General features: G+C 34.6%; 23 protein-coding genes and 1 tRNA gene. 10 read left to right on the plus strand and 14 right to left on the minus strand.

The annotated features are described in order from the left end of the window. Window positions 1-99: 99 nt before the first annotated feature. Window positions 100-1,536, minus strand: coding sequence for an NCS2 family permease (locus tag IGI64_RS08140; protein ID WP_429940144.1), 1,437 nt, complete (start codon window positions 1,534-1,536; stop codon window positions 100-102). A gap of 415 nt (window positions 1,537-1,951) precedes the next feature. Between IGI64_RS08140 and IGI64_RS08145 the strand changes: the two genes are divergently transcribed. Next, complete coding sequence (locus IGI64_RS08145) at window positions 1,952-2,758, plus strand: Cof-type HAD-IIB family hydrolase (protein WP_034861596.1); 807 nt, start codon at window positions 1,952-1,954, stop codon at window positions 2,756-2,758. Window positions 2,759-2,815: 57 nt separating this feature from the next. Here the strand turns inward: IGI64_RS08145 and asnB are convergent, their stop codons facing one another. Together asnB and IGI64_RS08155 are read right to left on the minus strand one after the other, a co-directional pair. Beyond that, complete coding sequence (asnB, locus tag IGI64_RS08150; RefSeq protein ID WP_429940145.1) at window positions 2,816-4,711, minus strand: asparagine synthase (glutamine-hydrolyzing); 1,896 nt, start codon at window positions 4,709-4,711, stop codon at window positions 2,816-2,818. A gap of 305 nt (window positions 4,712-5,016) precedes the next feature. Further along, window positions 5,017-5,706: a M23 family metallopeptidase gene (locus IGI64_RS08155; RefSeq protein WP_429940146.1), complete on the minus strand. Its 690-nt coding sequence runs from the start codon at window positions 5,704-5,706 to the stop codon at window positions 5,017-5,019. Window positions 5,707-6,231: 525 nt separating this feature from the next. On the opposite strand from IGI64_RS08155, the gene IGI64_RS08160 reads away from it, so the two are divergent. Next, window positions 6,232-6,552, plus strand: a complete 321-nt coding sequence (locus IGI64_RS08160; protein WP_429940147.1) for a helix-turn-helix domain-containing protein — start codon at window positions 6,232-6,234, stop codon at window positions 6,550-6,552. Window positions 6,553-6,570: 18 nt separating this feature from the next. Next, window positions 6,571-6,990: an ImmA/IrrE family metallo-endopeptidase gene (locus IGI64_RS08165; RefSeq protein ID WP_429940148.1), complete on the plus strand. Its 420-nt coding sequence runs from the start codon at window positions 6,571-6,573 to the stop codon at window positions 6,988-6,990. A gap of 223 nt (window positions 6,991-7,213) precedes the next feature. Here the strand turns inward: IGI64_RS08165 and IGI64_RS08170 are convergent. Next, a tRNA-Ser gene (locus tag IGI64_RS08170) sits at window positions 7,214-7,301 on the minus strand. A 105-nt stretch (window positions 7,302-7,406) separates the two neighbouring features. Then, window positions 7,407-7,973, minus strand: a complete 567-nt coding sequence (locus IGI64_RS08175; protein WP_016623569.1) for a TetR/AcrR family transcriptional regulator — start codon at window positions 7,971-7,973, stop codon at window positions 7,407-7,409. Between the two features lie 252 nt (window positions 7,974-8,225). Between IGI64_RS08175 and IGI64_RS08180 the strand changes: the two genes are divergently transcribed. The 4 genes from IGI64_RS08180 to IGI64_RS08195 all read left to right on the plus strand — a co-directional run bounded on the left by IGI64_RS08180 (window position 8,226) and on the right by IGI64_RS08195 (window position 12,580). After that, entirely contained in the window at window positions 8,226-9,554 is a 1,329-nt protein-coding gene (locus IGI64_RS08180; RefSeq protein WP_429940149.1) for a DUF1576 domain-containing protein, read from the plus strand. Next, the gene (locus IGI64_RS08185) at window positions 9,523-9,858 is read left to right on the plus strand and encodes a hypothetical protein (protein ID WP_429940150.1); all 336 of its coding nucleotides are present in this window, start codon (window positions 9,523-9,525) and stop codon (window positions 9,856-9,858) included. Before IGI64_RS08180 ends, IGI64_RS08185 begins: the two co-directional genes overlap by 32 nt. Before the next feature lie 187 nt (window positions 9,859-10,045). Next, window positions 10,046-10,642, plus strand: coding sequence for a VTT domain-containing protein (locus IGI64_RS08190; protein ID WP_034861525.1), 597 nt, complete (start codon window positions 10,046-10,048; stop codon window positions 10,640-10,642). 141 nt (window positions 10,643-10,783) lie between these two features. Then, window positions 10,784-12,580, plus strand: coding sequence for a glycerophosphodiester phosphodiesterase (locus tag IGI64_RS08195; protein ID WP_429940151.1), 1,797 nt, complete (start codon window positions 10,784-10,786; stop codon window positions 12,578-12,580). Window positions 12,581-12,838: 258 nt separating this feature from the next. On the opposite strand, the gene IGI64_RS08200 is transcribed toward IGI64_RS08195, so the two are convergent. Together IGI64_RS08200 and IGI64_RS08205 are read right to left on the minus strand one after the other, a co-directional pair. Continuing rightward, complete coding sequence (locus IGI64_RS08200; protein WP_010819209.1) at window positions 12,839-13,060, minus strand: hypothetical protein; 222 nt, start codon at window positions 13,058-13,060, stop codon at window positions 12,839-12,841. A gap of 76 nt (window positions 13,061-13,136) precedes the next feature. After that, a complete protein-coding gene (locus tag IGI64_RS08205; RefSeq protein ID WP_236922033.1) occupies window positions 13,137-13,352 on the minus strand; it encodes a hypothetical protein in 216 nt (71 codons plus the stop codon). A 1,450-nt stretch (window positions 13,353-14,802) separates the two neighbouring features. Between IGI64_RS08205 and IGI64_RS08210 the strand changes: the two genes are divergently transcribed. Beyond that, the gene (locus tag IGI64_RS08210) at window positions 14,803-15,285 is read left to right on the plus strand and encodes a type III toxin-antitoxin system ToxN/AbiQ family toxin (RefSeq protein WP_010776551.1); all 483 of its coding nucleotides are present in this window, start codon (window positions 14,803-14,805) and stop codon (window positions 15,283-15,285) included. A 511-nt stretch (window positions 15,286-15,796) separates the two neighbouring features. Here IGI64_RS08210 and IGI64_RS08215 read toward each other — a convergent pair. The 4 genes from IGI64_RS08215 to IGI64_RS08230 all read right to left on the minus strand — a co-directional run bounded on the left by IGI64_RS08215 (window position 15,797) and on the right by IGI64_RS08230 (window position 21,120). Further along, window positions 15,797-17,728 (minus strand): hypothetical protein, encoded by a 1,932-nt coding sequence (locus IGI64_RS08215; protein WP_429940152.1) that lies wholly within the window; start codon window positions 17,726-17,728, stop codon window positions 15,797-15,799. Between the two features lie 2 nt (window positions 17,729-17,730). Further along, window positions 17,731-17,973 (minus strand): hypothetical protein, encoded by a 243-nt coding sequence (locus tag IGI64_RS08220; RefSeq protein ID WP_429940153.1) that lies wholly within the window; start codon window positions 17,971-17,973, stop codon window positions 17,731-17,733. A gap of 540 nt (window positions 17,974-18,513) precedes the next feature. Then, window positions 18,514-20,865: a MucBP domain-containing protein gene (locus IGI64_RS08225; protein ID WP_429940154.1), complete on the minus strand. Its 2,352-nt coding sequence runs from the start codon at window positions 20,863-20,865 to the stop codon at window positions 18,514-18,516. Between the two features lie 18 nt (window positions 20,866-20,883). Next, the gene (locus IGI64_RS08230; protein WP_060813053.1) at window positions 20,884-21,120 is read right to left on the minus strand and encodes a hypothetical protein; all 237 of its coding nucleotides are present in this window, start codon (window positions 21,118-21,120) and stop codon (window positions 20,884-20,886) included. 552 nt (window positions 21,121-21,672) lie between these two features. On the opposite strand from IGI64_RS08230, the gene IGI64_RS08235 reads away from it, so the two are divergent. Together IGI64_RS08235 and IGI64_RS08240 are read left to right on the plus strand one after the other, a co-directional pair. After that, window positions 21,673-22,422 carry a hypothetical protein gene (locus tag IGI64_RS08235; RefSeq protein ID WP_429940155.1) on the plus strand — a complete coding sequence of 250 codons (750 nt, stop codon included), beginning with the start codon at window positions 21,673-21,675 and terminating at the stop codon, window positions 22,420-22,422. Window positions 22,423-22,427: 5 nt separating this feature from the next. Then, window positions 22,428-22,916: a hypothetical protein gene (locus tag IGI64_RS08240; protein WP_429940156.1), complete on the plus strand. Its 489-nt coding sequence runs from the start codon at window positions 22,428-22,430 to the stop codon at window positions 22,914-22,916. A 77-nt stretch (window positions 22,917-22,993) separates the two neighbouring features. On the opposite strand, the gene IGI64_RS08245 is transcribed toward IGI64_RS08240, so the two are convergent. The 3 genes from IGI64_RS08245 to gdhA all read right to left on the minus strand — a co-directional run bounded on the left by IGI64_RS08245 (window position 22,994) and on the right by gdhA (window position 26,321). Continuing rightward, window positions 22,994-23,221: a hypothetical protein gene (locus IGI64_RS08245; protein WP_429940157.1), complete on the minus strand. Its 228-nt coding sequence runs from the start codon at window positions 23,219-23,221 to the stop codon at window positions 22,994-22,996. A gap of 292 nt (window positions 23,222-23,513) precedes the next feature. After that, the gene (locus IGI64_RS08250) at window positions 23,514-24,860 is read right to left on the minus strand and encodes a glucose-6-phosphate isomerase (RefSeq protein WP_034861520.1); all 1,347 of its coding nucleotides are present in this window, start codon (window positions 24,858-24,860) and stop codon (window positions 23,514-23,516) included. Between the two features lie 111 nt (window positions 24,861-24,971). After that, a complete protein-coding gene (gene gdhA, locus IGI64_RS08255) occupies window positions 24,972-26,321 on the minus strand; it encodes an NADP-specific glutamate dehydrogenase (RefSeq protein WP_429940158.1) in 1,350 nt (449 codons plus the stop codon). Window positions 26,322-26,338: the final 17 nt, after the last annotated feature.

Consider the following 26,338-nt stretch of genomic DNA (forward strand, 5'->3'; position numbering starts at 1 on the left):
TGAAAGAACAAGCAATGAATGCGCAAAGAAAAACAAAAAAGATCTGCAGCAGAAAATTCCGCTGCAGACCTTTTATTTCAATGAAAAAAGAAGTCCATATTACATAATAGTTAAAATCACGAAGTTCAAAATGAACAACGCATTGACGATCCACAATGCAGGTGTGATTTCATGAGCTTTTCCTTTTACTAATTTAACGACTGCAAAGAAAAGGAAACCCGCTGCGATACCGTAAGAAATACTATAGCTAAATCCCATAAAGATCGAAGCAAAGAATGCTGGTACTGCTTCTTCTAAATCTGTCCATTTGATATCTGCAAATGAAGCGAGCATCATCACACCCACCAAGATCAATGCAGGTGCTGTTGCTTGTGTAGGAACGATTGCAATCAGCGGAGAAAACAGACTGCTCAACGCAAACAATGCTGCGACAACGACTGAAGTCAAACCCGTACGTCCGCCTGCACCAATACCAGCTGCAGACTCAACATATGTTGTTGTATTTGATGTACCAAAAACTGCGCCAATCGATGTTGCGATGGCATCTGCGAAAAGAGCTTTGTCCATTTTTGTCTTGAATCCTTTACTGTCTTCCAGTGCTGATTCATCTTCTTTTGAAAAGATACCTGTACGACGGCCTGTTCCAATAAATGTCCCAATCGTATCAAATGTATCAGACAAACTGAAAGCAATGATCGTCATCAATACTTGCGGGATTCTGGAAGAATCGCTGAACAAAGATTGCATTCCTTCTGAGCCAAATGCTGCACCAAATGTTGTGCCTAATTCATTAAATGAGCTTCCTAGAGAATTTGCTTTCCAATCGATAGCATTTAAATCGACCACGTTCATGAAAATACCTAAAATAGTTGTTACCACGATACCGATCAAAATCGCGCCGCGCACATTGCGGATCACTAAAATCGTTGTTAAAACCAAACCAATCACAGCCAATAAAATAGGTGCATTGTTGAAGTTTGCCAAAGCAGGAACGATTCCGCCGTTCATTGTTACGTTCGTTGCTTTTCCGCCTTCCACTACTGAACTAGTGATAGCTGATTGATCGGCAGAAAAAGATAAGAACCCTGCATTTTTCAAACCAACATAAGCAACAAAGATACCAATACCGCCGCCGATTGCATGTTGCAGACTTTCAGGAATCGAATTGATGATCAATTTACGGATTTTTGTCACAGTGATAAAAATGTTGATCAATCCGCAGATAAATACCATTGCTAAAGCTTGCTGCCACGTATACCCTAGACCAAAAACGACAGTAAATGTAAAGAACGCATTCAATCCCATCCCTGGTGCTTGTGCATAAGGAACATTTGCGAACAATCCCATAATCAGCGTACCGATAACGGATGCGATGATCGTTGCTAGAAAGACTGCTTGGAACGGCATGCCGGCAGTTGACAAAATAGTAGGATTTACGAATAAAATATAACTCATTGCAAAGAATGTCGTTACCCCCGCCATAACCTCAGTTGATACATTTGTATTGTTTTTCTTTAACTGGAAAAACTTTTCCATTAAAATTCCACTCCCTGATTTTTTCTGATGAGCAATAATTTAGATCGTCCAATACCCATCGAACAATTACAAATTATATCGGCGTTTCATTCGCTTTTCAATCTATTTATGTAAAAAAACCACTTTTAAATCTTTAATGTTCGTTTTTTACCTATAACTTTGGATCCACTTCTCTTTTTTTATCAAAAAAAAATAAAATAATTTTGTTTTTTACAAAATCGGTAAAATACTTTTTATTAATCAGTCGAAATATGCTAGACTAAGGTGGCTGGAACATGACCAGTCTCTCGAAAATCCACAGGTACGTTCAACAGCCTCGCTGCTAAATGACACAAATATAGAAAGAACGAATTCTATTGTCGTCTTTTTTGTAAGCGAACACGGTTGTCTGCTGCCTCTGAAAGGACTGCATAGATTGAATAAAAAATTGATTGCTATCGATTTAGACGGAACGACACTGAATCCTGAGTCTCTTATTACCGCCAAAACAGAACAAACATTGAAAAAGGCTGTAAAAGCAGGCCACTATGTCAGCATTGCTACTGGACGCCCTTACCGGATCAGCGCTCAATTCTATCAACAATTAGCCTTGACTACGCCAATGGTCAACTTTAACGGTGCGCTTGTCCATATCCCAAATCAAAAATGGAACCTAGAAAGCGAAAGCTCTGTTAGCCGCGAAATCGCTTTTGAGATCTTGGCACAGAAAAAACATTTGAATCTTGACTTTGTTGCTGCTGAAAATCGTGAAACTTTTTTCATTGATAATTTAGATTATGTGGATCAAAAAATCTTTGCAGCGGTCCCAAATGAAAAAAATCTTCTTTCTCCATTAAATATGACTACCGACCCGACTTCCCTGCTTGTTCGTACAGAGCGAGCATTTGCGGAAAATGTTTCAGAGAATTTGACCAAACAATTTGGTGATTATGTAGATGTTCGAACATGGGGAGGTCCAACAGCGATTTTAGAAATCGTCTCGAAAGGAATCCAAAAAGCAAAAGGCGTTCATCAAATCGCGAATTTTTTGGATATCGACCAAAAAGATGTCATCGCATTCGGCGACGAACACAATGACCTTGAATTGCTTGAATATGCAGGCTGGGGTGTCGCGATGGCGAACGGCACAGATCAGCTGAAAGCAGTCGCGAACGATATCACTGAGCTGACCAATGCGGAAGACGGCTTAGCAGGCTACTTGGAAAATCTTTTGAAACTATAAACAAAGAACCAGACCTCGATTTGAGCTCTGGTTCTTTTGCTATTATTGATACATTGATCAAACAGTTACATACTCGATGGCTTCTGCTTGAGGGATCTCTTCATCCACAAAATAAACCTTGTACCATGTCAAGAAGCTGAAAATCGTCCAAATCTTTCGTTGTTCTTCTTTTCTGCCTTCATGATGGTCATCCAACAGCTGCATGATTTGTTTTTGGTCAAAGAATTCTTTGGCAAAATCAGCTTCAAACAGTGCTTTGACTTGTTCATAGCCATGGTCTTCTTTCAGCCAAGCTTTGATTGGCACTGGGAAGCCCAGTTTCACACGATTTGACCATTCTTCCGGCAAGTGACGATTTGCTGCTTGGCGGAATGCGTCTTTGGTATTGTTTTGATTCAATAGATATTTACTTGGTATTTGCTGTGCAAGTTTCATTACCTCGATATCAAGCAGCGGCACACGTACTTCCAGAGAACTTGCCATGGATAATTTGTCTGCTTTCAGCAAGATATCTTTTGGCATCCACTGATGTAAATCAACATATTGCATTTTATTGATTTCATCCTTGATTCCATCTGTTTTCGCGTAGTGCGCTGACATGATTTCTTCTACAGAAGGTGCTGTTTGATATTCTTGTGTCAAAAGTTCTTCTGCTTCAGATTCTTCAAATACTTTCGCATGTCCGATAAAGTACTCTTTGGCTGGTGCCAATGATTCATAAAGATGGATCCGGCCATGGAAGTTTTTCATTTTGCCGATTTTCCGACCCAAGTTGTAGCGTGTTCCTTGCGGCAGTTTTTTCAGACCTTGAGCAATCACACGGATCATTTTTGAATTCGTATGGAACCCATATGTTTGATACCCTGCAAACAATTCATCTGCGCCTTCACCTGATTGGACGACACGGACACTTTGCGCTGCCAAGTTCGCTAAAAAGTAAAGCGGCACACATGAAGGATTGGAATCCGGCTCATCCAAATGATACTGGATCAACGGGAATGCTTTGAATGACATATCGCCATCAATGACAGCAGCAGTGTTATCTAATTCCAGCATCTTCGTCAATTTGCGTGCTTCGATGGCTTCGTTATACGTTTTGTCATCAAATCCGATAGAGAACGAATGATCTGGTTTCAAAACAGAAGTAACATAACTAGAATCGACACCGCTTGACAAGAAAGAACCCACTTCCACATCACTGATGGTATGTGTTTCGATCGATTGCTTGACTGTTTCATCGATTTTGTCGATCCATTCTTCACGAGAAAGTGTTCCTTTTGTCTCAAAATCAGCATCCCAATATTGTTGGATATCCAATTGACCATCTTTGTAAGTAAAGTAATGCCCTTCTTGCAAACGATGGACACCTTTGAAAAATGTTTCGCCGTTCAATGGTGAATATTGGAACGTCAAATAAGGTTTCAATGCTTCTTTGTTCAATTCTTTATTAAAATCTGGATGAGGCAAAAAGCTTTTGATCTCAGAACCAAACATGAATGTGCCATTCATTTCAGCGTAATAATAAGGTTTGATCCCAAAATGGTCGCGGGCGCCAAACAATTCTTTCTTTTCGTTATCCCAAATCGCAAAGGCAAACATGCCGCGAATTTTTTGTAAAAGTTCTGTACCCCATTCTTCGTAACCATGCAAAAGAACTTCTGTATCTGCATGTGTCGTGAAAACATGTCCTGCTGCAATCAGTTCTTTTCTCAAAGGCTGATAATTATAGATTTCTCCGTTAAAAATAATGATCTTTGTTCGATCTTCGTTATAAATAGGCTGCGTTCCGCCCTCTAAATCAATAATACTTAATCGTCTAAATCCTAAAGCGACTTGATCGTCAATATATTCTCCTGAACTATTTGGTCCACGGTGAACGATCCGATCCATCATAGCATTCACGATTGTTTTTTTATCTTGTTTGTTACTAACAAATCCTACGATTCCACACACCTAGTCTTCACATCCTAAACTAAAATTACTCGTTTTTTTCATACCCATCAATAGTATCACATAAAGTGCTATCTATACGTTTTCTTGACTCTAACAATTTCGTCACCCGAAAATGAAAATCTTTCTTTTTTCAGAAATATGAACTTATATATACTAATTTACCATGTTTCCAGCGCTGAGACCATGCTCTTTAGAAAAGATTTAAGGAATGTTTGGGTGAAAGAATAGTGCTTCGCAAAATATTTTTGAATAATAAAAAACCGCAAGCATACTACGCTTACGGTTTCACTATTTCATTCAACTTTTTAACTATTTACCTTTTCTGCCATTAAACCAATTAAGTCAATAGTAGATTGATTATTTGGGAGTTTCCAAGTGTAAGTTTTGCATTCTTTCCCTGTTTGATCAAGAACAATATTTTGAAAATCCTTATACATTTCTTTACTTGTTAAATGAAACACTTTATTTCCCCATACTCCGTATACTTCTGGTTGACCTTCTAACATATATGCAAACATCTTCATCATTCCTTTATTTTTATTTTCGTTATCGCCGCCTGTTGAATCTCCAGATGTTAGGATAGGAATAGGATCCAGCCACGTCCCATCATCAATATCCCAACTAGCTAGAGCTGATTGCCAATTCTTTTTTGTAATACCTAAATGTAGGTGACTGCTAGTCAATGTTCCCAAAGGCTGCCCAACTGTTACTTTATCTCCTACTTTAACAAAAAAAGTACTACCAAATTCTTGATACATTACTTGATATTCCTCAATCTGCAGCACAATAGCGTAACCTATGCTTGATCCATAATAACCTGCATAAATAACTTCTCCATCGTTTACTGCTTTAAAGTTTCCAGAATACTTCGCTGACCCGAAATCATACCCATCATGAAAATATCCTCTCCCACGTGGATACGATGTTTGACCAAACTGTTGCCCTTCCTCGTAAGGCTTCAACTGACCATCAAACGGAAGACGCCAAATCCCCATTTTACCAACCCCTTTCTAATGATTAGATGGTATGCGTCCATACCAGACATATGTCTTAAATATAATAAATCGAGATTTTTATCTAAGCAGTATCCCCAAGACAAATCTAGCCGACTACTTGTCTTGTAACTACTACTCAATCTCTAAGTTGCTGACAAGGAATCGAACCTTGCATTTAATTAAGGATTTATTACTAAGTACAGCATCTATCCTTCCCATTACAGCAACACACTAATAATTTTACTGTGTTTGTCGAACTAATCGAAACTGACCACATTTTTAATACTAGTACAACTTTCTCCGATATATTTCTAAGCTTTATTTCTAATAAATTTGACATTTCATAGAATATATTCTATTGTTAACCCATAGGAAATAGCCCATACAAAAATTGTAGTGGATACTAGTAATATATCTTAGATTATTATTATGTGGAAATGGCTGTGCTCTTAAGCACATACATAATATATCATAGAAAATATTCTATTGTAAACTATTAAAATAGAATTAATTCGGAGGCGTGTAATGAATACGTATGAGATTATAAAAAATCTTGCTAAAACTAACAAAATAAGTATTGCAGAGTTAGAGAGAAAATTGAATTTGAGTAATGGCAGCATTTCTAAATGGTCAAAAAATTCTCCAAATACTGAACCTATTGCTAAGGTAGCTGATTACTTTGACGTTAGTATAGATTTCCTTTTAGGACGAGAAAATAACGAAGAGAAAAAACGCATTGATCTTTCTGAAGATGACACAGTATTTTCATTTAACGGTAAAGAAATATCTAAAGAAACCATGCGCAAAGCGATCACTATTGCTAAAGCTTTAGAAGAAAATGAATAGTCGGAGTGATGAAAGCATATGTATTTGAATATGGAAGAACTGCTCAAAAACCATAATTTAAAATTGATTTACATGGATATGAAGGAGCCTGGCTTCTATTATCCAAAAGCTAAAATGGTTGTTTTGAATGAAAAGCTACATGAGAGTACTTCGGAAGCCTTTCATTTAGCTCACGAGCTTGGGCACTTTATTGCATCACATTTTGAATATGCAGCTTTATACACCTCACCAACTTTTCATTCAAAATTTGAAATGGAAGCAAATAAAATAGCTATTGCTCTTCTATTAAATATTTTTATCGAAAATGAATTAACCGATGAATCTCAATTTAAACTAGATAAATTTATGGATTTTTATTCTATAAATAAAAAATTAAGAGAAACATGTTTTGAGGTTTGTCAGTCTTATTTTAAAAACAACTATCCACATGCTGTATAAAATAAAAAGTCCGTGCTGCGGCACGGACTTTTTTAATAAATTCAAGAACTAACGGTGTGATATCAAGGAATTAAAAGGAGAATTTTTTAGTTTCTAAAAAAGAAAACTAATCGAAAACTACTGAACATATCCAAAAAAGTATTTACATAAAATACAGAGGCAAAAACATCGCAAGCAAATGCTTGTATAGCAATGTTTTCGCCTCTGTTCTATGATTGATATAAGGAAGGTACGGGATTTGAACCCGTGCACCAGTATAAACCGGCTCGCCGGATTTCGAGTCCGGTGCATTACCACTCTGCCAACCTTCCGCGAGTTCTATTCTTGCCTTTTTTCACTAAAAAGTCAAGAAAAAATTTCAAAAGACAGCGGGAGGATGTCAGAGTTGGTGTATATTGTTGTTTCAGTTTTCATGGTTAACGAATCATCTCTGGATTTTCTAGTTTAAGAATCATATCGATCGACTGACGGATCAAGTTGATGATCTGCTCTTCTGTTGGGTGCATGATATTTGAAGACATCAATGATGCAAGCCCTGTGACCACGATCCAAGTACCAGTATGGAGCGCATCGATATATTGTTCAGATAGATGACTGTAATGTTCATCTTCTTTAACGATTTCCTTGAAGTAATTGTAAGAAAAATCATGCATCTTTTGTCCGTCACCATGTTCGTCAATAAATAACGCCATATATAAGCTGTGATGTTTTTGTGCAAAATAAATATAGTTCAAACCTAGATCAATGATTTTATCTCCTGTTCGTTCTACAGGAAATACTTCTTCTTTCAAGTTTTCCAAAATCGAATCCAGCAACGTGTTTTTCAAATCATCCATATTTTCAAATTCCAGATAGATCGGTTGTGTAGAAATACCCATTTTCTTTGCGATATTTCTAGCAGTAAATCCTTTGAATCCTTCTTTAGCGACAACTTCATAAGCAGCTTTTAAAATCTGCTCTTTTGTATACACTTTCCTTCTCATTCAAAATCCCCCACTTCTCACTGCTCTATATGTTCTTTTATTTTACCTGATAAACGTCCTCTTTAGCAAATAATTTACCTAATTTTGTTATATTTTAACAAACTATCCCGAATATTAAAGTTTTTTTAACCAAAAAATGCCTTTTTATCTGCTTATTGGTTCCCTTTCCAAAATTTCCTATTTTAACGATATAGGTTGACCTAGGCTTTTTATTCACGTTATAGTTAAATAAAAGAAGAAAGAAGGTGTGCCATGAAAAAGGAAACTGACGTTATTTATATCCACCCGCAAAAGCGGATCGTTTCTCAGCAACAAAAGTATATCTACCTATCTATTTGCGGGCTTTATTTTCTGCTTATCGGTTTATTTTCAGACTCTCTCTCGAATAATATTGCGGGTTTAAATAGAATCGTTACATCGCCTAGTAATCTTTTAACAGATTATTTTTATTTAGGCGGTTTTGGAAGCGCATTTATAAATTCAGGAATATTGACATTGTTGGCAGTTTTTTTAGCATATAGGCAAAAGGTTCTTTTAAACGGGCCGATGTTCGCTGCGATTATGACTGTTACAGGTTGTTCTTTTTTCGGAAAAAATCTCTACAATTCGATTGCAATCATTCTTGGCGTCTATTTATATGCTAAATTTGTCAAGAAATCTTTTTCTCAATATATTATGATCGGGCTCTTTGGAAGTGCGCTCTCACCAGTTGTCAGTTACGTCACTTTCGGTATGGAACTGCCGCTGCTTCAAGGAGTTGTTTTAGGCAATCTGGCAGGTATCCTGATTGGCCTCCTCTTACCTCCGCTCTCTGTCCAAGCACTTGTTTTCCATCAAGGTTTTACACTATATAACATTGGATTTACTTCTGGTCTGATTGCCATGGGTTTCACAGGCGTTTTGCGTTTGTTCAGCTATTCCGTCGAAAACAATACCAAGCTTTCCACGGATCATCATACAGAATTGCTGCTCATCATGCTTTCCTTTTTTTGTTTGACTGTCTTCTTAGGCGTGTTGTTCAATAATTTTCGTTTGAAAGGACTGCGAGATATTTTCAAGACTTCTGGCAAACTGATCACTGATTTTATCCTGATTGCTGGTCTCGGTCCTACATTGATCAACATGGGATTGATGGGGATCATGCTGGTTTCTTATGTATTGCTTGTCCAAGGTCAGTTGAACGGACCAGTGATTGGCGCGATTTTGTCTGCTGTGGGGTTTAGTGCATTTGGTAATCATCTTAGAAATAGTTTTCCGATTTTAGTTGGTATTACGATTGCTTCATTATTTGGAACCTTTTACGACATCAATCACACAAGTATGATCGTAGCTGCTGCTTTTGGCACAGGCTTAGCGCCAATCAGCGGATTTTACGGCAGTTTTTATGGTATTCTTGCTGGCTTTTTACATATCGCTCTTGTCCATAATGTAAGTTCTCTGCACGGCGGACTTAATTTATACAACAGCGGGTTTTCTACAGGCTTCGTAGCTGGTATTATGGTACCTGTATTAGATAATTTCACTGCGCTTAGGAAGGAAAAACAAAAATTTGGAAAAAGAGATATCAAAAAGAATCATTGATGAATTGCTTACTTATTTTTATTCGCTGGATATTGCAGAGATCCGGATCGGTCTGGATTTTTCTGAGGAAGGATTTTTTGCTGAATTCCAAGGTGTCTGCGATGAACAACCAGAAGACCTGAATAAGTTTGCTCGTATTTTAGAAACGCCCAGAGATCCTAGTATCGAAAGTTATTATCAAGAATTGCTGGGCAACATGCATCACGTAAAAGAAGATTATTACTTATTAGGAAGCTTGATCGATGATATCGAGATCATGTACGATCAGCCGCATCTGAATATCAAGATTTTCCGACATAAATAAATAAGTCTGATTATTAAATAAGTCTTTAGTAGGATGTTTTTTTGTGCCATCTCTCTTATACTTACATGGAAGAACTGAGAAGTGACAAAAATGTTTGTTTCTTGTCATCTGAAAAAATGGCGGCTTTTCTCTATCAGCTGTTATAGTGAATATAATCAATTAAACATGTATCAAGGAGATGAACAACATGAGTATTGCAACATCAAGAAAACTTATCAACTTTATTTCGATCATCGGGTTGCTTTTATCGATCGCTTTGACGGTCTACTTCTTCAACCTAGGTGTTTTTAAAGATATGGATGCACTGCGAGGACTCGTTGGAAACTCCGTTATCTTGGGACCGATTATTTTTATGCTGATCCAGATCCTGCAAGTCGTCATCCCTATCATTCCTGGAGGGATCAGTACAGCAGCTGGTGTATTGATTTTTGGTCCGTATGCTGGTTTTGTTTATAACTATGTTGGAATAAGTATTGGTTCAGTAATCATCTTTTTATTAGGACGTCGTTATGGAAAACCTTTGATTTTAAGTCTGATTAATGATAAAACATATAATAAGTACATTGGCTGGTTAGACAATCAATCTCGTTTTGAAAAATTATTTGCATTAGCGATCTTTCTTCCCGTTGCTCCAGATGATGCCTTATGTTTGATGGCTGGTCTGACAAATATTTCTGTGAAGAAATTTACACTGATCATTTTATTGGCAAAACCTTTGTCTATCTTCCTTTATAGCATGGCTTTGATCTACGGCGGCCATTTCTTGACAGGATTACTTGGCTGAGACATCTGAAATCAAATCTGTACCTTTAAAAACCTAAGAGCAAGTAGCTAAAAACAGCTTCCGTGTTTTCAAGCTACTTGCTTTTCTTGCGGACAGCTGCTTTTCAGATAGAGAAATATTTTTTTAGAAAAAGGTGATAGTTTGAATTATTTTAAAAACAGTGTGGTCAACACCTGGGATTTTTTGAAAGGAACAAAAGCATATTTCCGCGATGTCCTCTTGATGCATGGCGCAATTTTATTTATTTGTCTTCCTTTGTTGAATAGTGCAACACGGTTTATTTTGCACCGCGGATCGATCGATTATCTTTCTTATGATAATATTCCCTTGATTTTTTCGCAGCATCCAGGTGTTTTGGCTTCGCTGTTTGTAGTTTTATTGATGATTTTATTACTTGTTTATTTTGAATTCACATTCTTATTGATCAGTGTCTATTTCATTAAAAAGCGAGAAGCTGTTTTTCTTAGACAGTTGTTGAAAATGACATTTGCACAAATAAAAAAAGTCAGACCGCTGACTTTTCTGTTTTTCATGGCCTATTTTCTTTTGATCTTGCCCATCAGCGGATTGAGTTTTAATTCTGATTTTCTTTCAAAAGTAAAGATTCCTGCATTCATTATGGATTTTATTTTTACGAATCGCTGGGTTGTCGTTAGTTCATTTATCTTGCTTTACTTATTCCTAGCATATATTGGGATCCGGTTGATTTTTGCATTACCAGAAATGATTTTAAGAGATCGCCCCTTTCGCACAGCTGTTAAAGAAAGCTGGCGTCTGACAAAATATCGTTTTTTTGCGATTTTAGGACAATTTATTATTATCGGCGGCAGTATCCTGATTCTTTCTTCCATTGGTTATCTTGTGATTTTCATTGCACAGATAGTTGTGGAAACAGCACTTCCAGATTACGCTTTGATCAGTGCTGTCTTTGCGATGACGTTGCTTCAAGGGATTTTATTGTTCAATATCGTTATGTCTACGGTTGGTATCTTTTATATCATTGTTGATTTCATGGATGATGAAGGTTTTCTTCCTGAAATCCCTGAATGGTTTACTCCTGTGAAGGCTGAACCACGCTTTGTCCATTTAAAAAGCAGCTTGTTTTTCTTATTTGCCGTATTTTTTGGTGTAGGTGTCTGTCTTTATAACATGGATTATTTGACTTCAGCTTCGGATAAAGTCCCTATTACGATCTCTCATCGCGGCGTCAGCAATCAAAATGGTGCGCAAAATACGATTGATGCGTTGGAAAAAACCAGCAAGACTTATCACCCTGATTATATCGAAATGGATGTTCAGGAAACGAAAGATGGTCAATTTGCGGTCGTCCACGATTTCAATTTGAAAAACCTAACTGGACTTGACAGCCGTCCGCAAGATCTTTCCTTAGAAGACCTAAAAAAACTGATTGTTGACGAAAATCATACACGTGCTCCCTTAGCTTCTTTTGATGATTATTTGGAAAAAGCGAATGAATTGAAACAAAAATTAGTGATTGAGATCAAAACAACAAAGATGGATAGTCATGATTTGGTCGAACGCTTTTCCAAAAAATATGGTGAAAATATTCTGAAGCATGGACATATTCTTCAAAGCCTGACTTATCAGACTGTCAGTGATCTAAAAACAGTCGAGCCCCGGTTTTATGTTGGTTATATTTTGCCGTTCAATGTGGTCGGTCCTCCGATTACACCAGCTGATTTTTTGAGCATGGAATACAGTACGATCAATCGGAACTTTATCAATGCCGCTCATGCAGATGGAAAAAAGGTTTACGTTTGGACACCGAATGAATCCGATACGATCAGCCGGATGATTTTCTACGGTGCTGACGGTATCATTACCGACAGAATGGATCTATTGAATGAAGAGGTGCATCAAAAAGACGAAATCACCTATTCTGATAAGTTATTGAATTTCGTTCTTGGTGTCGGTTGATTCGTTATAAAAAAGATCAGTAATCGCTTGCGACCACTGATCTTTTTTTATTTTTTAAGAAACCAATTCTATCTGAGACAAGATATCTTCATATTTTACAAGCATCCGATGCTGCTTTTCAATAATGGTCGAACGGTCTTTCTCATCATACTCTTCCACACAAATCAGCACAGTGTTCGCGTATGTATGTTCAATTTAGTGTCATACTCTATTATTATAACAGTTTTTAAGCCAGTTTTGGATAATAAAAAACCTAATCTAAAATAGACTAGGTTTATCTGTTTGAAATTTTTGAGACATATGATAATGCAAAGCAATTGCTCTTGAAGTATCTTCTGTATAAATTGAAAAATCATAATTTTTTTTTAATTCATCCATCAATAATTGTAATTTTTGATTGTGTTGTTTTGGATAATATTTCTTTTTCATTAGTTGATGAAACTCTTTTTCAATATCTCTATAATCTCGTTTTCTACTCATAATTAATATCATCCTCTTTTATCAATAATCAGTATATCTATAAACATCTATAAATCAACTACAATGTTTTAATTATCTAAAAATAAGTACTGCCTTCAATATTAGGTAGTGATTCTATAATAGTTAGTTCATTTTCTAAGCTATCTAAAGTTTGAGCAATAATTTTTTCTGCGGTATCTCGATATACCTGATTTCCCACACAATCATTAGACAATACCTCTAATGCTAGTAAAGAGAAAATAGCTTGTTTATAGCTTAGATTACTTGTAATAACAGTTACGCACTCATTCATAATAATAGCCTCCATTCATCTTAATGGTCCTGAAGATTATCATCCAAAGTTACTATAGTCAATAAAAAAATACGATTTTTCTATTCAATCAAATATTTCTTTGTATAATTAATTTAAAGAAAAAATAGTCTTAATGTTTCATCTCCATCAGGTATGATAAATATTTTTATCTCTAAATTTTAGATAAAAACCACTTAAAAAATGACCCTCAAAAAAATCAATAAAACCAAGGGTTTTCTACTTGTTGACAAAATCAACAGATTGTTGTTATATCAACGTTTTAAAGCACTATTTTTCAAAAAACACCTGTCAGATGCAACGAAAAAAATTTTATGGGGAATTATACACTTATTGTTGTCTGAAAGGTGTTTTTTGTATTGAAGATTTTCCTAAGCTATGCTTAAACGCGTATATATCAATCTTTACATATAGTTTTTCAAATTCTAAAACTGGTACAAGTAAAATTTTTATCTTGCCGTCAGATTATGATTTAAAATAATATACACAAAGTCATTTTACTATTTAAAAGTTCAAAATTATTTTACAGATTCCTACAATCGATTCTATGCTGCTTATTTTGCGTTCTAATACGTTTTAAATTTTTATGTATAATTTATCGAAAACGATTTCTAACACTCTCTAGAGAGAATATATGCTGTTTAAAACACATTTAGAGTTATTTTATTATCTAAAAACTTCATCAATTCATTTTATATAATATTATGTATATTGTTGTTAGATAGAGGTTCTTATAGATTGTCTAAGTACTTTCATTTAATAAATAAAAAAAGATAAATATAGAATTTCGTTATATATAAATACCTAATCACTGATAAAGAGTAAATTTTAGCTATTTTACCGAACCTAGGAACATCAATTAAGTAAGCAAGATGAAATCTCGCTGGCACTAAAAGATAAATATTGATATATCAATGTTTTACAGCTATTTACATTACACTATTATTTAATGTAAATAAGTTGTTGCGTATTTATATGTGTGAAAACAGATAGTTTCCCCCTGATTTCTATCAATTTTCCCAATATTTCTAGAGGTAAACGATAAGGATTTTCTTAGTTCAATACGCAATTTTTATACTTCATTTATTACTTATAAATTATTATCCTAGAAGAATACTGTTCTGTTACTCCTAGTTCTTGATGTAATCCCTTAGTTAACTTTGTTCTTTTTAAAGAATATTTATTGATAATATCTGCCCTAACCTTATTATACTGTGGACGAATACTAGCTATCTTTTTTTAATCTACTGAATTTAATGTTTTAAAATCTTGACAAAATTACAAGTTCTCGTTACAATGAATTTGTAGTAAAGGTACTACAAGTTTACGGACTTTAAAAACCGACTTAATTCGAGTTTACGGACTCATCAAAACCGACTTAATTCTTAAGTACTAAGTTTATGCTTAGTACTTTATTTTTTGCGAGGATGAAATGGATAGATTACAACTTTTTGAAATAGAACCTACCTACATTGATTTTTTAAAACAATATGATGATAAAATACCGAATCATGATTATGATACACATGATAAATTATATTGCGGCGTAGTATTAATAATTAATGATTTAAAGTATTTAGTTCCATTATCTAGTTTTAATAAACGACAAGCAACCAACCTGCTTATAAGAGATAGAACAAGAAATAATCGTGTTATTGCTAGTTTACGGTTCTGTTTTATGATTCCAGTTTTAGATGAAGTAATCAAAATAAAGGATTTTTCTGAAGAAACTGATACTAACTATGTGGCTCTTTTATCTAAAGAATTACGTTATTGTAGAACACATGCAAACGAAATATATGCAAAAGCTTTAGAAGTATATTCTTTTGGTACTGATGAAACTCATCCTCAATATATCAATTGTTGTAAATTTAAAGTATTAGAGTTAAACTGTAAAAACTATAATAATATTTAAAAGACATTTTTTATGTCTTTTTTATTTATCTAATTATGATAAAACCTACCTTTTACTCATTTCAACATAAAATAAAGTCCTCAGAAATTATTCTAGGCAGCAAATTTTAGCTATTTTACTAAACCTAAGAATCTCTATTAAATAAGCAAGTCTTTGACTTGCTACTACCTAAAAACAAGAGAGGAAAACAACCTCTTTTTAAATCTAAATATTCCTATTATAAGTAAGCAAAGCTTCGCTTTGCTAATACTAAATCAGTATGTATGATTATAAAACCTACATGATATACACCATTAATATTGAATTGGAACTTTCATGGAGAAAACCCAGTTTTTCTGGTAAAACTTATTAGGTTTTATAATCATACCTCAAATAAGAATATATAAATAATAAGTTCTTTGAGGTATGATTATAAAAGTTATGATTTACCCCTAGTTTTATTGAAGAAATCGAATGAAAGTTACAATTCAATAAAAATAGGGTATAACTTATACAATCTCTTCAATAATTACTAATTCTTCACGTATATGATACTTCTACTCCTAATTTCATTAGATATTTTATAACTGTCTCTAATACTATTGGTTACTCTGATAAGCTCTAAATCATAGTCTTTACAGATATTTGCACGGCATTGTTTTACCAAATATTCAGCATCTTTCTTTGTCTTTTTCTTTAATAGATATTTATAAACATAAAAAATTATATCTCTTTCAGCAACATATCTTTGAGTTTCTATTTTTCTTAAAATGAATTTAGCTATTTTCAACTCATTTTCCTTTTTTGATTCTGATAATAGATTTTCATCTACTTTAATTTTCTTAGATACTACAGTGGTTTCTCTTTGCTTAAATACATTACTAGCAATATCTTTTCCCAGAATTCTAGCAATTCCTTCAAAATTCAAAGCACTCAACGTGTAATTATTATCATATAATTCTTTAGATATGTTCTCCGATTTTTCTATGTCAGCATTTTTAAACTCTATAAAATTTGTATGATGATATTTATTACGAGTTATTTTTTCATAAGAATTTTCTGTGTATTTTTCAAATAATTCAGTAGGTATTTGTGATTCTTCTAGCTTTTCAATATTTTCTGTAATCGCCAGTTTGTTAATTACTCTTTGTATTCTTTTACTATCATACCTTGTTCCCAGAACAATATTTATTTCTTTTGCAATATTTTCACTTGTTAGGCATAGTAAGTGTCGAACTTCTCCTGTTTTAAAATCTTCATACATATATTCAGAAAGCATATCCAACAATGCGATAGATATATTCAAATCACTTCCTAGAAACTTTCTGAATTTAGGGTATTCAACAGCTAATTTTTCACTCTTCAGTACTTTTCTAAAGAATTGAATTTTATCGATTTGTTCTGCTGATTCAGAAGTTCTATCCAAACTACTTCCAGTTAAATATAGTAATAAATCGATGGATTTACAACTTCCTTCATACCCTGTTAGATTTAACAGTTTAGAAATTACTCGCAAAATATCTAAATTGGCGAAAGAATCCTTATTAAATCTATGGTAAATTTGAGTGCCATCTTCCCATTGAATCACGCTCGCACTTGGATTTTCGTCTTTTTCTAAAATATCATGAAACGGTTCTGATTTAGGTAGTTCTAAAAACTCTCTCATATCAATCGTTTGTCTTAAAATGACTCTTGCATTTGTATACGAAGGATATATTTTAGAAATTTCTGAATCAAATTTATCTAGGATGATGGCTCTTGCTTCATCAATTGATTCTTGCGTATTTTCTTTAATTAGTTGCCAAACCAGCTTTCTATCTTGAATTTCATATTGTTCACTAGAAATTTCTGTTTTTACCATTTTGTTTGACTGTTTTTTCATCGGCACAATATCGCTTGTAAATTCTTTAACATTAATCAGATTGGAAAAATTAATTTCTTCATACCCTCTATCACTTCCAAAAAATAAACGGTTAGGATTGGAACATTTTCTATCAGCAGATGGGAACATACGAAATAATTTAGTATAAATATTACCAATTTCTAAATAGTCTATTACAGGCTTATTCAGCACAAAGACTACTCTAAATTTATCAACTATTGCTTCTTTATCAGAGAAGGTTCGATACATGAAACAAGCATTTTGTTTAATAAAGTCATGATTTTTTACATAGTCATAAGTGGTCATACCGTATTTTTCTATATCTGCTTTAGAATTATCAAAATCAAGCATAATCAGTTGTTGTTGTTTAAAATTAATCGAATGTATGCGTTCAGAAAATTCTTCTGTCTCAAAATAGGTTGCCAACATACTTGTTTTTCCTTGATTAGCAATGCTTTCAGCGAATTCTTGAACTTCTTCTTTCTTTATTTTTTTATATAAAGTATTTTGAATCAATCTAATTTCATCAGGATTAGGTTTACTTTTTCTTTGAATATCTTCCATACACAGCTCAATTTTCATACTTATAACTCCTCCTCGAATAATTTACCATATTTAAATTGCAATAATTCCTCTAACAAACTTAATTTTTCTTCACTTATCGTTCGTTGTCCTTTTCTGAAATTATGTAAATTTTGATAGTGAATCCCAACAGCCTTAGCTACACTAGTCATCTTCACTCCATAATATCCTTCTAAAGTATCTAACCACTCTTTTACTTTTTCTTGTCTTTGAATAGTTTCTTCTGTGAATTTTTTATTGCTCATGCTAATTTTCTCCTTTATAGTTATTAATTTTCTAATCACGATAGGACCTTACCATCATTTAAAACGAAAGTAAAGAAAATCTATCATTTATTTTTAGACAAAAAATCTATTCTTTTACCTACTTACTTTAGAAAGAACCAAACTAATTAAAAACATTGATTTATCAACGTTTTATTTAATTATTCTCAATTCTATATACAAAAAAACACTTCAAATTGAACACGAAGTGGATAATTCCCCACAAAAATTTTTTCACGTTCAATTTAAGGTGTTTTTTGAAAAATAGTGCTTTAAAATATTGATATAACAATAATCTATTAATTTTGTCAACAAAGAGAAAAACATTGATTTTATTGGCTTTTTCGAGGGTCATTTTTTAAGTGGTTTTTGAAAAAAATTTCGAGAAAAATTCTCTACCCAAGGTAGCTATTTACATGCATCATACGAAAAAACATTTTTGAATATCGGATACCTCTTAAAAATCTCTATAAAAAACCGAAATACGATTCGTTTAAGAATCATATTTCAGCCTGTTCTTGTTTATTTACTTTTCTTAAATCTTTTTTTAAACATTATTAATACGCCTAACACCAGTACCAATCCACCACTTGTTAATATAGCACTATTCATGACTTTAGAACCAGTATCTGGTAGTTTCTTATCTTCTTTAGTATCTTTTGTTGTTTCTTTTTCTTTAGAATCTTCTTTAGAATCTTTTGTTGTTTCTTTTTCTTTAGAATCTTTTTTAGTCATTTCTTTATTTGTATCTGTTGTTGTAGTAGTATCAGTAGTTCCTTCAGTATCTGTTACAACATTACCATTTCCATTCCCATCACCATTATCAGTAGGTTTTTCAGGGTCTGTTGGTGTTGTTGGTTCAGTAGGTTCAGTAGGTTCAGTAGGTTCTACTGGATTTGTAGGCTCTGTTGGGTCTGTTGGGTCAACAGGGTCAGTAGGGTCTGTTGGGTCAACTGGTGGGTTTACATCTTCAGGACGTGTAATTTCTAACGTTTCTGATTTTTCCCCTTCAGCATTTTCTGTGTAATACTGAACAGTATCTCCTTTTGCTACTTCTTTTGTTAGATTTAATGTTGTTGGTTCTAATGTTGGGTCAAAATCTGCAAACATTGCACGATTGAAGAATGATTTTTGGTTTTCTGCTTTACCAATTACTTCTCCTTTATATACTACATACATTGTTAATCCTTTTGGAATTACTGCTGTCATTTGGTGTCCATTTAAGAACTCTACATTTTCAGCATTAGCTACAACTTCTTTTACTTGTTTATAAGTAAATGTCATTGTGTTTTCGCCTTTTTTAATAACCATTTCTTTTTCTTCTGTATCTGAACCTACTAATTCGTATCCTTTAATTGCTAAAGCTACTTCTGTATGTGATTTACCAACTTCTAAGTCTTTTACCACTTTAGGTGTTGCTAATTCTTTACCTGATTCATCAACATATTTAACTGTTAAATTACCTTTTTCTACTACTGGTGGATTTACTTCTTTCACTTTATAAGTAAATGCAATTTCAGAACCACCACTTTGAACATCTACTGTTTTTTCAGCTTCACTTGTCAATTCATAGCCATCAATTGTAATTGCTTTTTCAGTATGTTTAGTTCCAACTTCTAAATCTTTCACTACTTTATCATCAGCAATTGATTTACCATTTTCATCAACATATTTTACTGTTACATTTGCTTTTTCTACGACAGGAGCATCTTTTTTATAACGGAAGCTAATAACATTACTATTTGCATCTTCTACAACATTAATTGTTTTTGATGCATCATCTGATAGTGTATAACCATCGATTGCAATAGCATTTCCTACATAATCAGTTCCTACTTTTACATCACTAATAGTTGTTTGTGGTGCAATACTTTGTCCTGTTTCACTATCTACATATTGAATAGTTACAGTAGAGAATTTATCTTCTGGAACAACTGCTTTTTTCACATAATAGAATACATGTGTCATAGAATCTCCAGTTACATAAACATCTTCACTTGCAGGTGATACTAAATCATAACCTTCAACTGCTTGAGAAGTTAGAGTATGTGTCATATCAGAATCCAATTCTTGAACATTAGACCATAGTGTTTCTCCACTATCTCTATCCATACCCATTACAGTTACTGCAGTTTTAGCAGTTACAGGCATGAATGTAGCCCAAGTTTTATCTGATTCGACTTGTGTATCAGGGTTAATAGATACAACATAAATTTGTTCACCTTTAGTTAATGGACGAACTAGGTCTAATTGAGCTTGACCTTCTGTTTGCATATACATTGAACCATCATCAATTTTGTTCCCACTTGCATCATAGACGGAAGTTGAAGTATTTGCTCCTACCCAAGCAGTAACAAAATCACCTGCATCATTAAATGTAATATTACTTGGTGCTTGTGGTTTATCAGGTGTTGGTGTTTCACCTTTATCAAAAGTAACTGCTACTGTAACAGTTCCTGTTAATTCAGAACCAGTATCAGCTAAATTAATTGTAGCATACTGAGTAGTTCCTTCAACGACAGGAATAGTTGCCATTGGAGATGCCATGTAATCATTACCATATTGAGCATCACCTGCTGCGACTGTTAAAACACCCTCTTGTTGAGAATAAATACCAATTTTAGCATTACCAATAGTTACAGTTTTAGCACTTCCTAAATCACCATGAGTCCATTTATCTGCATCATCATTCCATGTAAAGCTTGCTGTTTGTTCAGCTGCTTTGACACTGCTGTTAGGTTCATAGCTATTTGTTCCATTAGTAGCCGCCAAAACTGTGGGAGCAATCAACATAGTAGACAATGTGGCAATTACAGCAGTTTTCCGAAGTTGCTTCCCTCTTATTTTTCTTTTTGTTTTTTCTAAGCGATTCATTTTTTTCCTCCTAAATTTTTATAAAATAAACTCTTGCTCCATTCGTTCTACATGTTTTTGAACCAACAGAGGCAATAATTCATCACTAAATAATAGTCTTTCTTGCTCTTCAATAGATAAATTTATAAATTCTTTATATAGAGCAGTAGCCATCCCATTGATTACTATTTTAGGAATCGTTACATTTGCTTTGATAAATGCTTTCCTGACTTTATTTTTGACATATTTCTTTTGTGCCAATTCCATTGAATACATTTTCTAATTCCTACCAAATTTTGTTGCAACAATAATACCCTACTACTTCTTTTTTCGCACCAATTGGCTTGCATATGTATGATTTCCCAATTTCTATTTCAAACATCCGTTCACTTCCTCTCCTATTTTTTCTATTAGTATAATAACACAGAAAGCGCTATTTGAAAACGTTTTATTTTTCTTGCAAGATGAAAAAAATGATTTTTCGAAATGCCCACATCGTTATCTCTTTGTTTAAATCACCGTTTTTTATAACCATTTTAAAAAAACGTTGATAAAAAATTGATTAAAATATTTCCTTACATTCAAGTGTTTAAACAGTCTGTTTTTGCAAAAAACAACGAACTTTATAATCTTAAAGCCACTTATATTTAACAAAAAAGGTTATTTAACGATCATATTTCTAATAAAAGCGATATATTTTTTTATTTCATCATGCTATTATTTATAAAAAATATGTAAGCATACCCAACAGAAAATAACGGTTATGGCGACTACTTCTACCTGCCATAAAGTGGGAGTTGAAATAATTTTATTTTGGAGGATGAAAAAGTGGGTACATTTTTAGGGTTAATAGGATTTGTCGGATTCCTTGTTGGTTTTGGTATGCTTATCCGATCTTTTTTCAAGAAAACTGCTAAAAAGAAAAATTTGATTATCATGGGAATTTCTTTTATTGTATTTTTTACAGGAGCAATTATCAGTCCAAATGATACAAACAGTACATCTGCAACTACTCATAATACGAGTGATACAACTGCTGCAGTGAAGAAAAAGAAAAAACAAGAGGCTGCTAAAAAAGCCGAAGAAGAAAAACAAGCTCAAGAAGCTGCCAAAAAGGCTGAAGAAGAAAAACAAGCCCAAGAAGCTGCCAAAAAAGCTGAAGAAGAAAAACAAGCCCAAGAAGCTGCTAAAAAGGCTGAAGAAGAAAAACAAGCCCAAGAAGCTGCTAAAAAGGCTGAAGAAGAAAAACAAGCCCAAGAAGCTGCTAAAAAAGCTGAAGAAGAAAAACAAGCTCAAGAAGCTGCAGCTCAACAACAAGCTGAACAACAGGCTCAAGAAGCCGCAGCTCAACAACAAGCTGAACAACAGGCCCAAGAAGCCGCAGCTCAACAACAAGCTGAACAACAGGCTCAAGCCGCAGCTCAGCAGCAAGCTGAACAACAAGCACAAACAGCTAGCCAACAGAATCAAAGTTCAGGCATCACTGGTTATTGTAAAGATGGCACACCTGCTAGCGGAAATCCGAGTGCTCGCGGAAAAGCAAATTCTTGTTATGGCCACGGCGGATGGGTTAGATAAAGAACATGAATAATTTATTCAAAAAAACAAAAAAAGTAAGACTACTCTTTTTATCTATTCTTTTGTTTTGTATTCTCTTCATTTCTTATCAGAAAATCACTCATAAAGATATTTTGCGCCAAAACCAAACTTATGTGTTTAAAAATCTCGAACATAAAAAAGACGGAATATATTTCTTTTATTTTCCTGAGTGTCCGTGGTGTAAGGAAATCATGCCTATTCTTAAAGAAGAAGCAATCAACAAACATGTTTCTGTAAATATCACAAATATCCACGACAAAAAATATTCTAAAAAAGAAAAAAACGTTTTAGAAAAAATCATTCAGCAAACAAATCATATAGATGGACTTGTCGTTCCATTTTTTGTTGTCATAAAGAATCATGAAATCAAAAGAGCTCGAATTGGATTGATTAGTCCAGAAATAAAGAATAAAAGATCTGAACTTATAAAAAACGAAGTCGATCATTTATTAACAGAAGCATTTACTTCTTAAAAAACAAAGAATACCCAAAGCCTCTATAAGGACTTGGGTATTCTTTGTTTTTTACTATTTAATTAGAATTTTACTTTCTATTTCCCCTCAAACCCCTTAAGAAAAACATCTGTCTGCCAAAGGATCCCCCAACAAAACAGAATAGACAAACCGACAAATAAAATCGTTTGTGCGATTTCGCCAAGCGCTCCATAAATCACGGAGTCTCTGACAAATATGTATTCAAGGCCGCAAGCCAAGAGCAAGACGATGATCCGTAAAAATTGAAGTATGTACATACTTGTCCTTCTTTGTTTTTTTGCCATTTTTACCACCTCTTTTTCCGCTGAAACAACGAAATTTGATTGTTTCTCTCACTCTCATTATAAGACTCTTTTCAACTGAAAATGCATTTTTTTGTTAAATTTTTTCATGTTTTTTTACTAAAACGTGAAAAAAACAAAAAAAGAAGTAAAGATAGTTATTTTTTGAAAAAAACTATCTTAGTTGTATCTTCAGTATTGGCCGCACAAAAAAGGATGGCTGAACTATCAGCCATCCTTTTGAATAATCAACTCTAACATGCTTTTGATTGTTCAATACATGTCAAAATTTATTTTATAGACGTTCGTTCAATTCTTTTGCAAGATCTTCGAAACCTGGTTTGCCTAGAAGTGCGAACATGTTTTTCTTGTAAGCTTCTACACCTGGTTGGTCAAATGGATTGATACCGTTCAAGTAGCCTGAGATTCCAACTGCAATCTCGAAGAAATACATTGTGTATCCTAATGTGTAAGCATCCATTGTTGGGATTTTTACTAATAGGTTTGGTACATCGCCATCTGTATGCGCCAATAATGTTCCTTCGAATGCTTTTGTATTTACAAAGTCAACTTCTTTACCTTGTAAATAACCTAAGCCGTCTAAGTCTTCTTCTTGTTCAGGGATCACAACAGATTTACGTGGTTTTTCCACTTTGACGATTGTTTCGAAAATGTTGCGGCGGCCTTCTTGGATATATTGACCTAATGAATGTAAGTCAGTTGAGAAGTTTGCGCTTGAAGGATAAATTCCTTTTTGGTCTTTTCCTTCTGATTCGCCAAATAATTGTTTCCACCATTCAGAGAAATATTGCATGCCTGGTTCGTAGTTGACTAGTAATTCTGTTACTTTTCCTTTGCGATAAAGGATGTTACGCATTGCTGCATATTGGTAAGCTTCGTTTTCTTCTAATTTATCGCTTGAATAAGCTTTGCTTGCATCTGCAGCACCTTGCATCAAGCTGTCGATATCTGCTCCGCTGACTGCGATTGGAAGTAAACCAACTGCTGTTAGTACAGAGAAACGTCCGCCGATATCATCTGGGATCACAAATGTTTGCCATCCTTCAGCATCTGCTTCGACTTTTACGGCACCTTTTGCTTTATCGGTTGTTGCATAGATACGTTTGTTTGCTTCTTCTTGACCATATTTTTTGATCAATAATTCTTTGAAGACACGGAATGCGATTGCTGGTTCAGTAGTTGTTCCTGATTTAGAAATAACGTTAACTGAGAAATCGCGGTCTCCGATTACTTCGATCAAGTCAGCAATGTAAGTAGAGCTGATTGAATTTCCAGCAAAGAAGATTTGTGGTGCTTTGCGTTTGTCGCTATCCAACATGTTGAAGAATGAATGGTTCAAGAAATCGATGGCTGCGCGGGCACCTAAGTAAGAACCGCCGATACCGATAACTACCAATACTTCTGAATCAGATTGGATTTTTTCTGCTGCTTTTTTGATGCGAGCAAATTCTTCTTTATCATAGTTGGTTGGAAGATCCACCCATCCTAAAAAGTCGCTGCCTGCGCCAGTTCCTTCGCGTAATAATTTATCTGCTGCTGTAACTTGGCTTTGCATGTAGCTTAATTCGTGTTCGTTGACAAATGGGGCTACTTTAGAGTAGTCAAAACGAATGTGTGACATGTGTTTTCCTCCTTTAAAAGTTCACTTCATACAGGTATTACTTTACGTTTTTTTTGCGTTTTTTTCAAGCAAATAATATAGAACATTCGTTATTTTCAAGAAAATTTCATTTTATACTAATCCTTGGCTGTACATAGCAGAGGCAACTTTTTCAAATCCGGCGATATTCGCCCCCAATGTCAAGTTCTGTTTTTCGCCATATTCTGCTGCTGTATCGCGGCATTTTTCGTAAATATTCTTCATGATTTGGTCTAGTTCAGATTCTACTTCTTCTCTTTCCCACACCAAGCGTTGGGCGTTTTGACTCATTTCCAGCGCAGAAACAGCTACACCGCCAGCATTCGCTGCTTTTCCGGGACAATGCCAAACGTTTGCTTCTTGGAACGCAGAAACTGCTTCAGCGGTACATGGCATGTTCGCTCCTTCTGCCACGATTTTGATGCCATTCTCAATCATTCTTTTTGCCAGTTGCTCATTGATCTCATTTTGTGTTGCACAAGGCAGTGCGATATCTCCTTGTTCCGTGTGTGACCATACCGACTCTCCTTCATAGTACACAGCAGAAGGACGCTTGTCAGCATAGGCAGTCAACCGTTCGCGGCGCACTTCTTTGACCTCTTTCAATAATGCCAAATCAATTCCTTCAGCGTCATAGATATAACCCGTCGAATCAGAACAAGTGACAACTTTTGCCCCTAGCTCTTGGGCTTTTTCAATCGCATAGATGGCCACGTTTCCGCTTCCTGAAACATAAACCGTTTTATTTTCAAATGTCTCTTGCAAATCTTTTAATAGATAATGAACAAAGTAAACCAATCCGTAACCTGTAGCTTCTGTACGAATATTGCTGCCCCAGTAATTCAATGGTTTTCCTGTCAAAACTCCTGCATCGTACTTTTGCAGACGTTTATAGGTTCCAAATAAATAACCGATTTCTCTTGCGCCTACACCAATATCTCCTGCCGGCACATCGACGGAAGGACCGATATGTTTGGACAGTTCTGTCATAAAACTTTGACAAAAACGCATGATCTCGCTATCGGATTTCCCTTTTGGATCAAAATCGCTGCCGCCTTTCCCGCCGCCGATCGGTAACCCAGTCAGACTGTTTTTAAAAATTTGTTCGAAAGCAAGGAACTTCAAGATGCTCAAATTCACACTTGGATGGAATCTCAATCCGCCTTTATAAGGACCTAAAGCTGAATTATATTGGATTCGGTAGCCGCGATTCACGCGCCATACACCTTGGTCATCTTGCCAAGGGACTCTAAAACGCAAAATACGTTCGGGTTCCACCAAGAGTTCCAATATATTTTTTTCCAAGTATTGCGGGTGCTTTTCTAAAAAACGGGTAATGCTAGGCAGAACTTCCTCTGCTGCTTGTAAAAATTCAGTCTCTGCTTGATCTTTTTGACGTAATTTTTCTAGTACCGTTTGAACATATTCTTTTGCATCTGTCATTGTTCCACACTCCTTTA

Source organism: Enterococcus sp. DIV0210g, assembly GCF_050559705.1.
Lineage (GTDB): Bacteria > Bacillota > Bacilli > Lactobacillales > Enterococcaceae > Enterococcus_B > Enterococcus_B faecalis_A.

Bases quoted from the DNA above. Each gene is read 5' to 3' on its own strand.
- IGI64_RS08180 (WP_429940149.1), top strand. From the start codon at position 8,226: ATGAAAAAGGAAACTGACGTTATTTATATCCACCCGCAAAAGCGGATC.
- IGI64_RS08240 (WP_429940156.1), top strand. From the start codon at position 22,428: ATGAATAATTTATTCAAAAAAACAAAAAAAGTAAGACTACTCTTTTTA.
- IGI64_RS08165 (WP_429940148.1), top strand. From the start codon at position 6,571: ATGTATTTGAATATGGAAGAACTGCTCAAAAACCATAATTTAAAATTG.
- IGI64_RS08200 (WP_010819209.1), bottom strand. From the start codon at position 13,060: ATGAGTAGAAAACGAGATTATAGAGATATTGAAAAAGAGTTTCATCAA.
- IGI64_RS08155 (WP_429940146.1), bottom strand. From the start codon at position 5,706: ATGGGGATTTGGCGTCTTCCGTTTGATGGTCAGTTGAAGCCTTACGAG.
- IGI64_RS08205 (WP_236922033.1), bottom strand. From the start codon at position 13,352: ATGAATGAGTGCGTAACTGTTATTACAAGTAATCTAAGCTATAAACAA.
- IGI64_RS08245 (WP_429940157.1), bottom strand. From the start codon at position 23,221: ATGGCAAAAAAACAAAGAAGGACAAGTATGTACATACTTCAATTTTTA.
- IGI64_RS08215 (WP_429940152.1), bottom strand. From the start codon at position 17,728: ATGAAAATTGAGCTGTGTATGGAAGATATTCAAAGAAAAAGTAAACCT.
- IGI64_RS08140 (WP_429940144.1), bottom strand. From the start codon at position 1,536: ATGGAAAAGTTTTTCCAGTTAAAGAAAAACAATACAAATGTATCAACT.
- IGI64_RS08210 (WP_010776551.1), top strand. From the start codon at position 14,803: ATGGATAGATTACAACTTTTTGAAATAGAACCTACCTACATTGATTTT.
- IGI64_RS08230 (WP_060813053.1), bottom strand. From the start codon at position 21,120: ATGTATTCAATGGAATTGGCACAAAAGAAATATGTCAAAAATAAAGTC.
- IGI64_RS08160 (WP_429940147.1), top strand. From the start codon at position 6,232: ATGAATACGTATGAGATTATAAAAAATCTTGCTAAAACTAACAAAATA.
- IGI64_RS08175 (WP_016623569.1), bottom strand. From the start codon at position 7,973: ATGAGAAGGAAAGTGTATACAAAAGAGCAGATTTTAAAAGCTGCTTAT.
- IGI64_RS08225 (WP_429940154.1), bottom strand. From the start codon at position 20,865: ATGAATCGCTTAGAAAAAACAAAAAGAAAAATAAGAGGGAAGCAACTT.
- IGI64_RS08250 (WP_034861520.1), bottom strand. From the start codon at position 24,860: ATGTCACACATTCGTTTTGACTACTCTAAAGTAGCCCCATTTGTCAAC.
- IGI64_RS08220 (WP_429940153.1), bottom strand. From the start codon at position 17,973: ATGAGCAATAAAAAATTCACAGAAGAAACTATTCAAAGACAAGAAAAA.
- IGI64_RS08190 (WP_034861525.1), top strand. From the start codon at position 10,046: ATGAGTATTGCAACATCAAGAAAACTTATCAACTTTATTTCGATCATC.
- gdhA (WP_429940158.1), bottom strand. From the start codon at position 26,321: ATGACAGATGCAAAAGAATATGTTCAAACGGTACTAGAAAAATTACGT.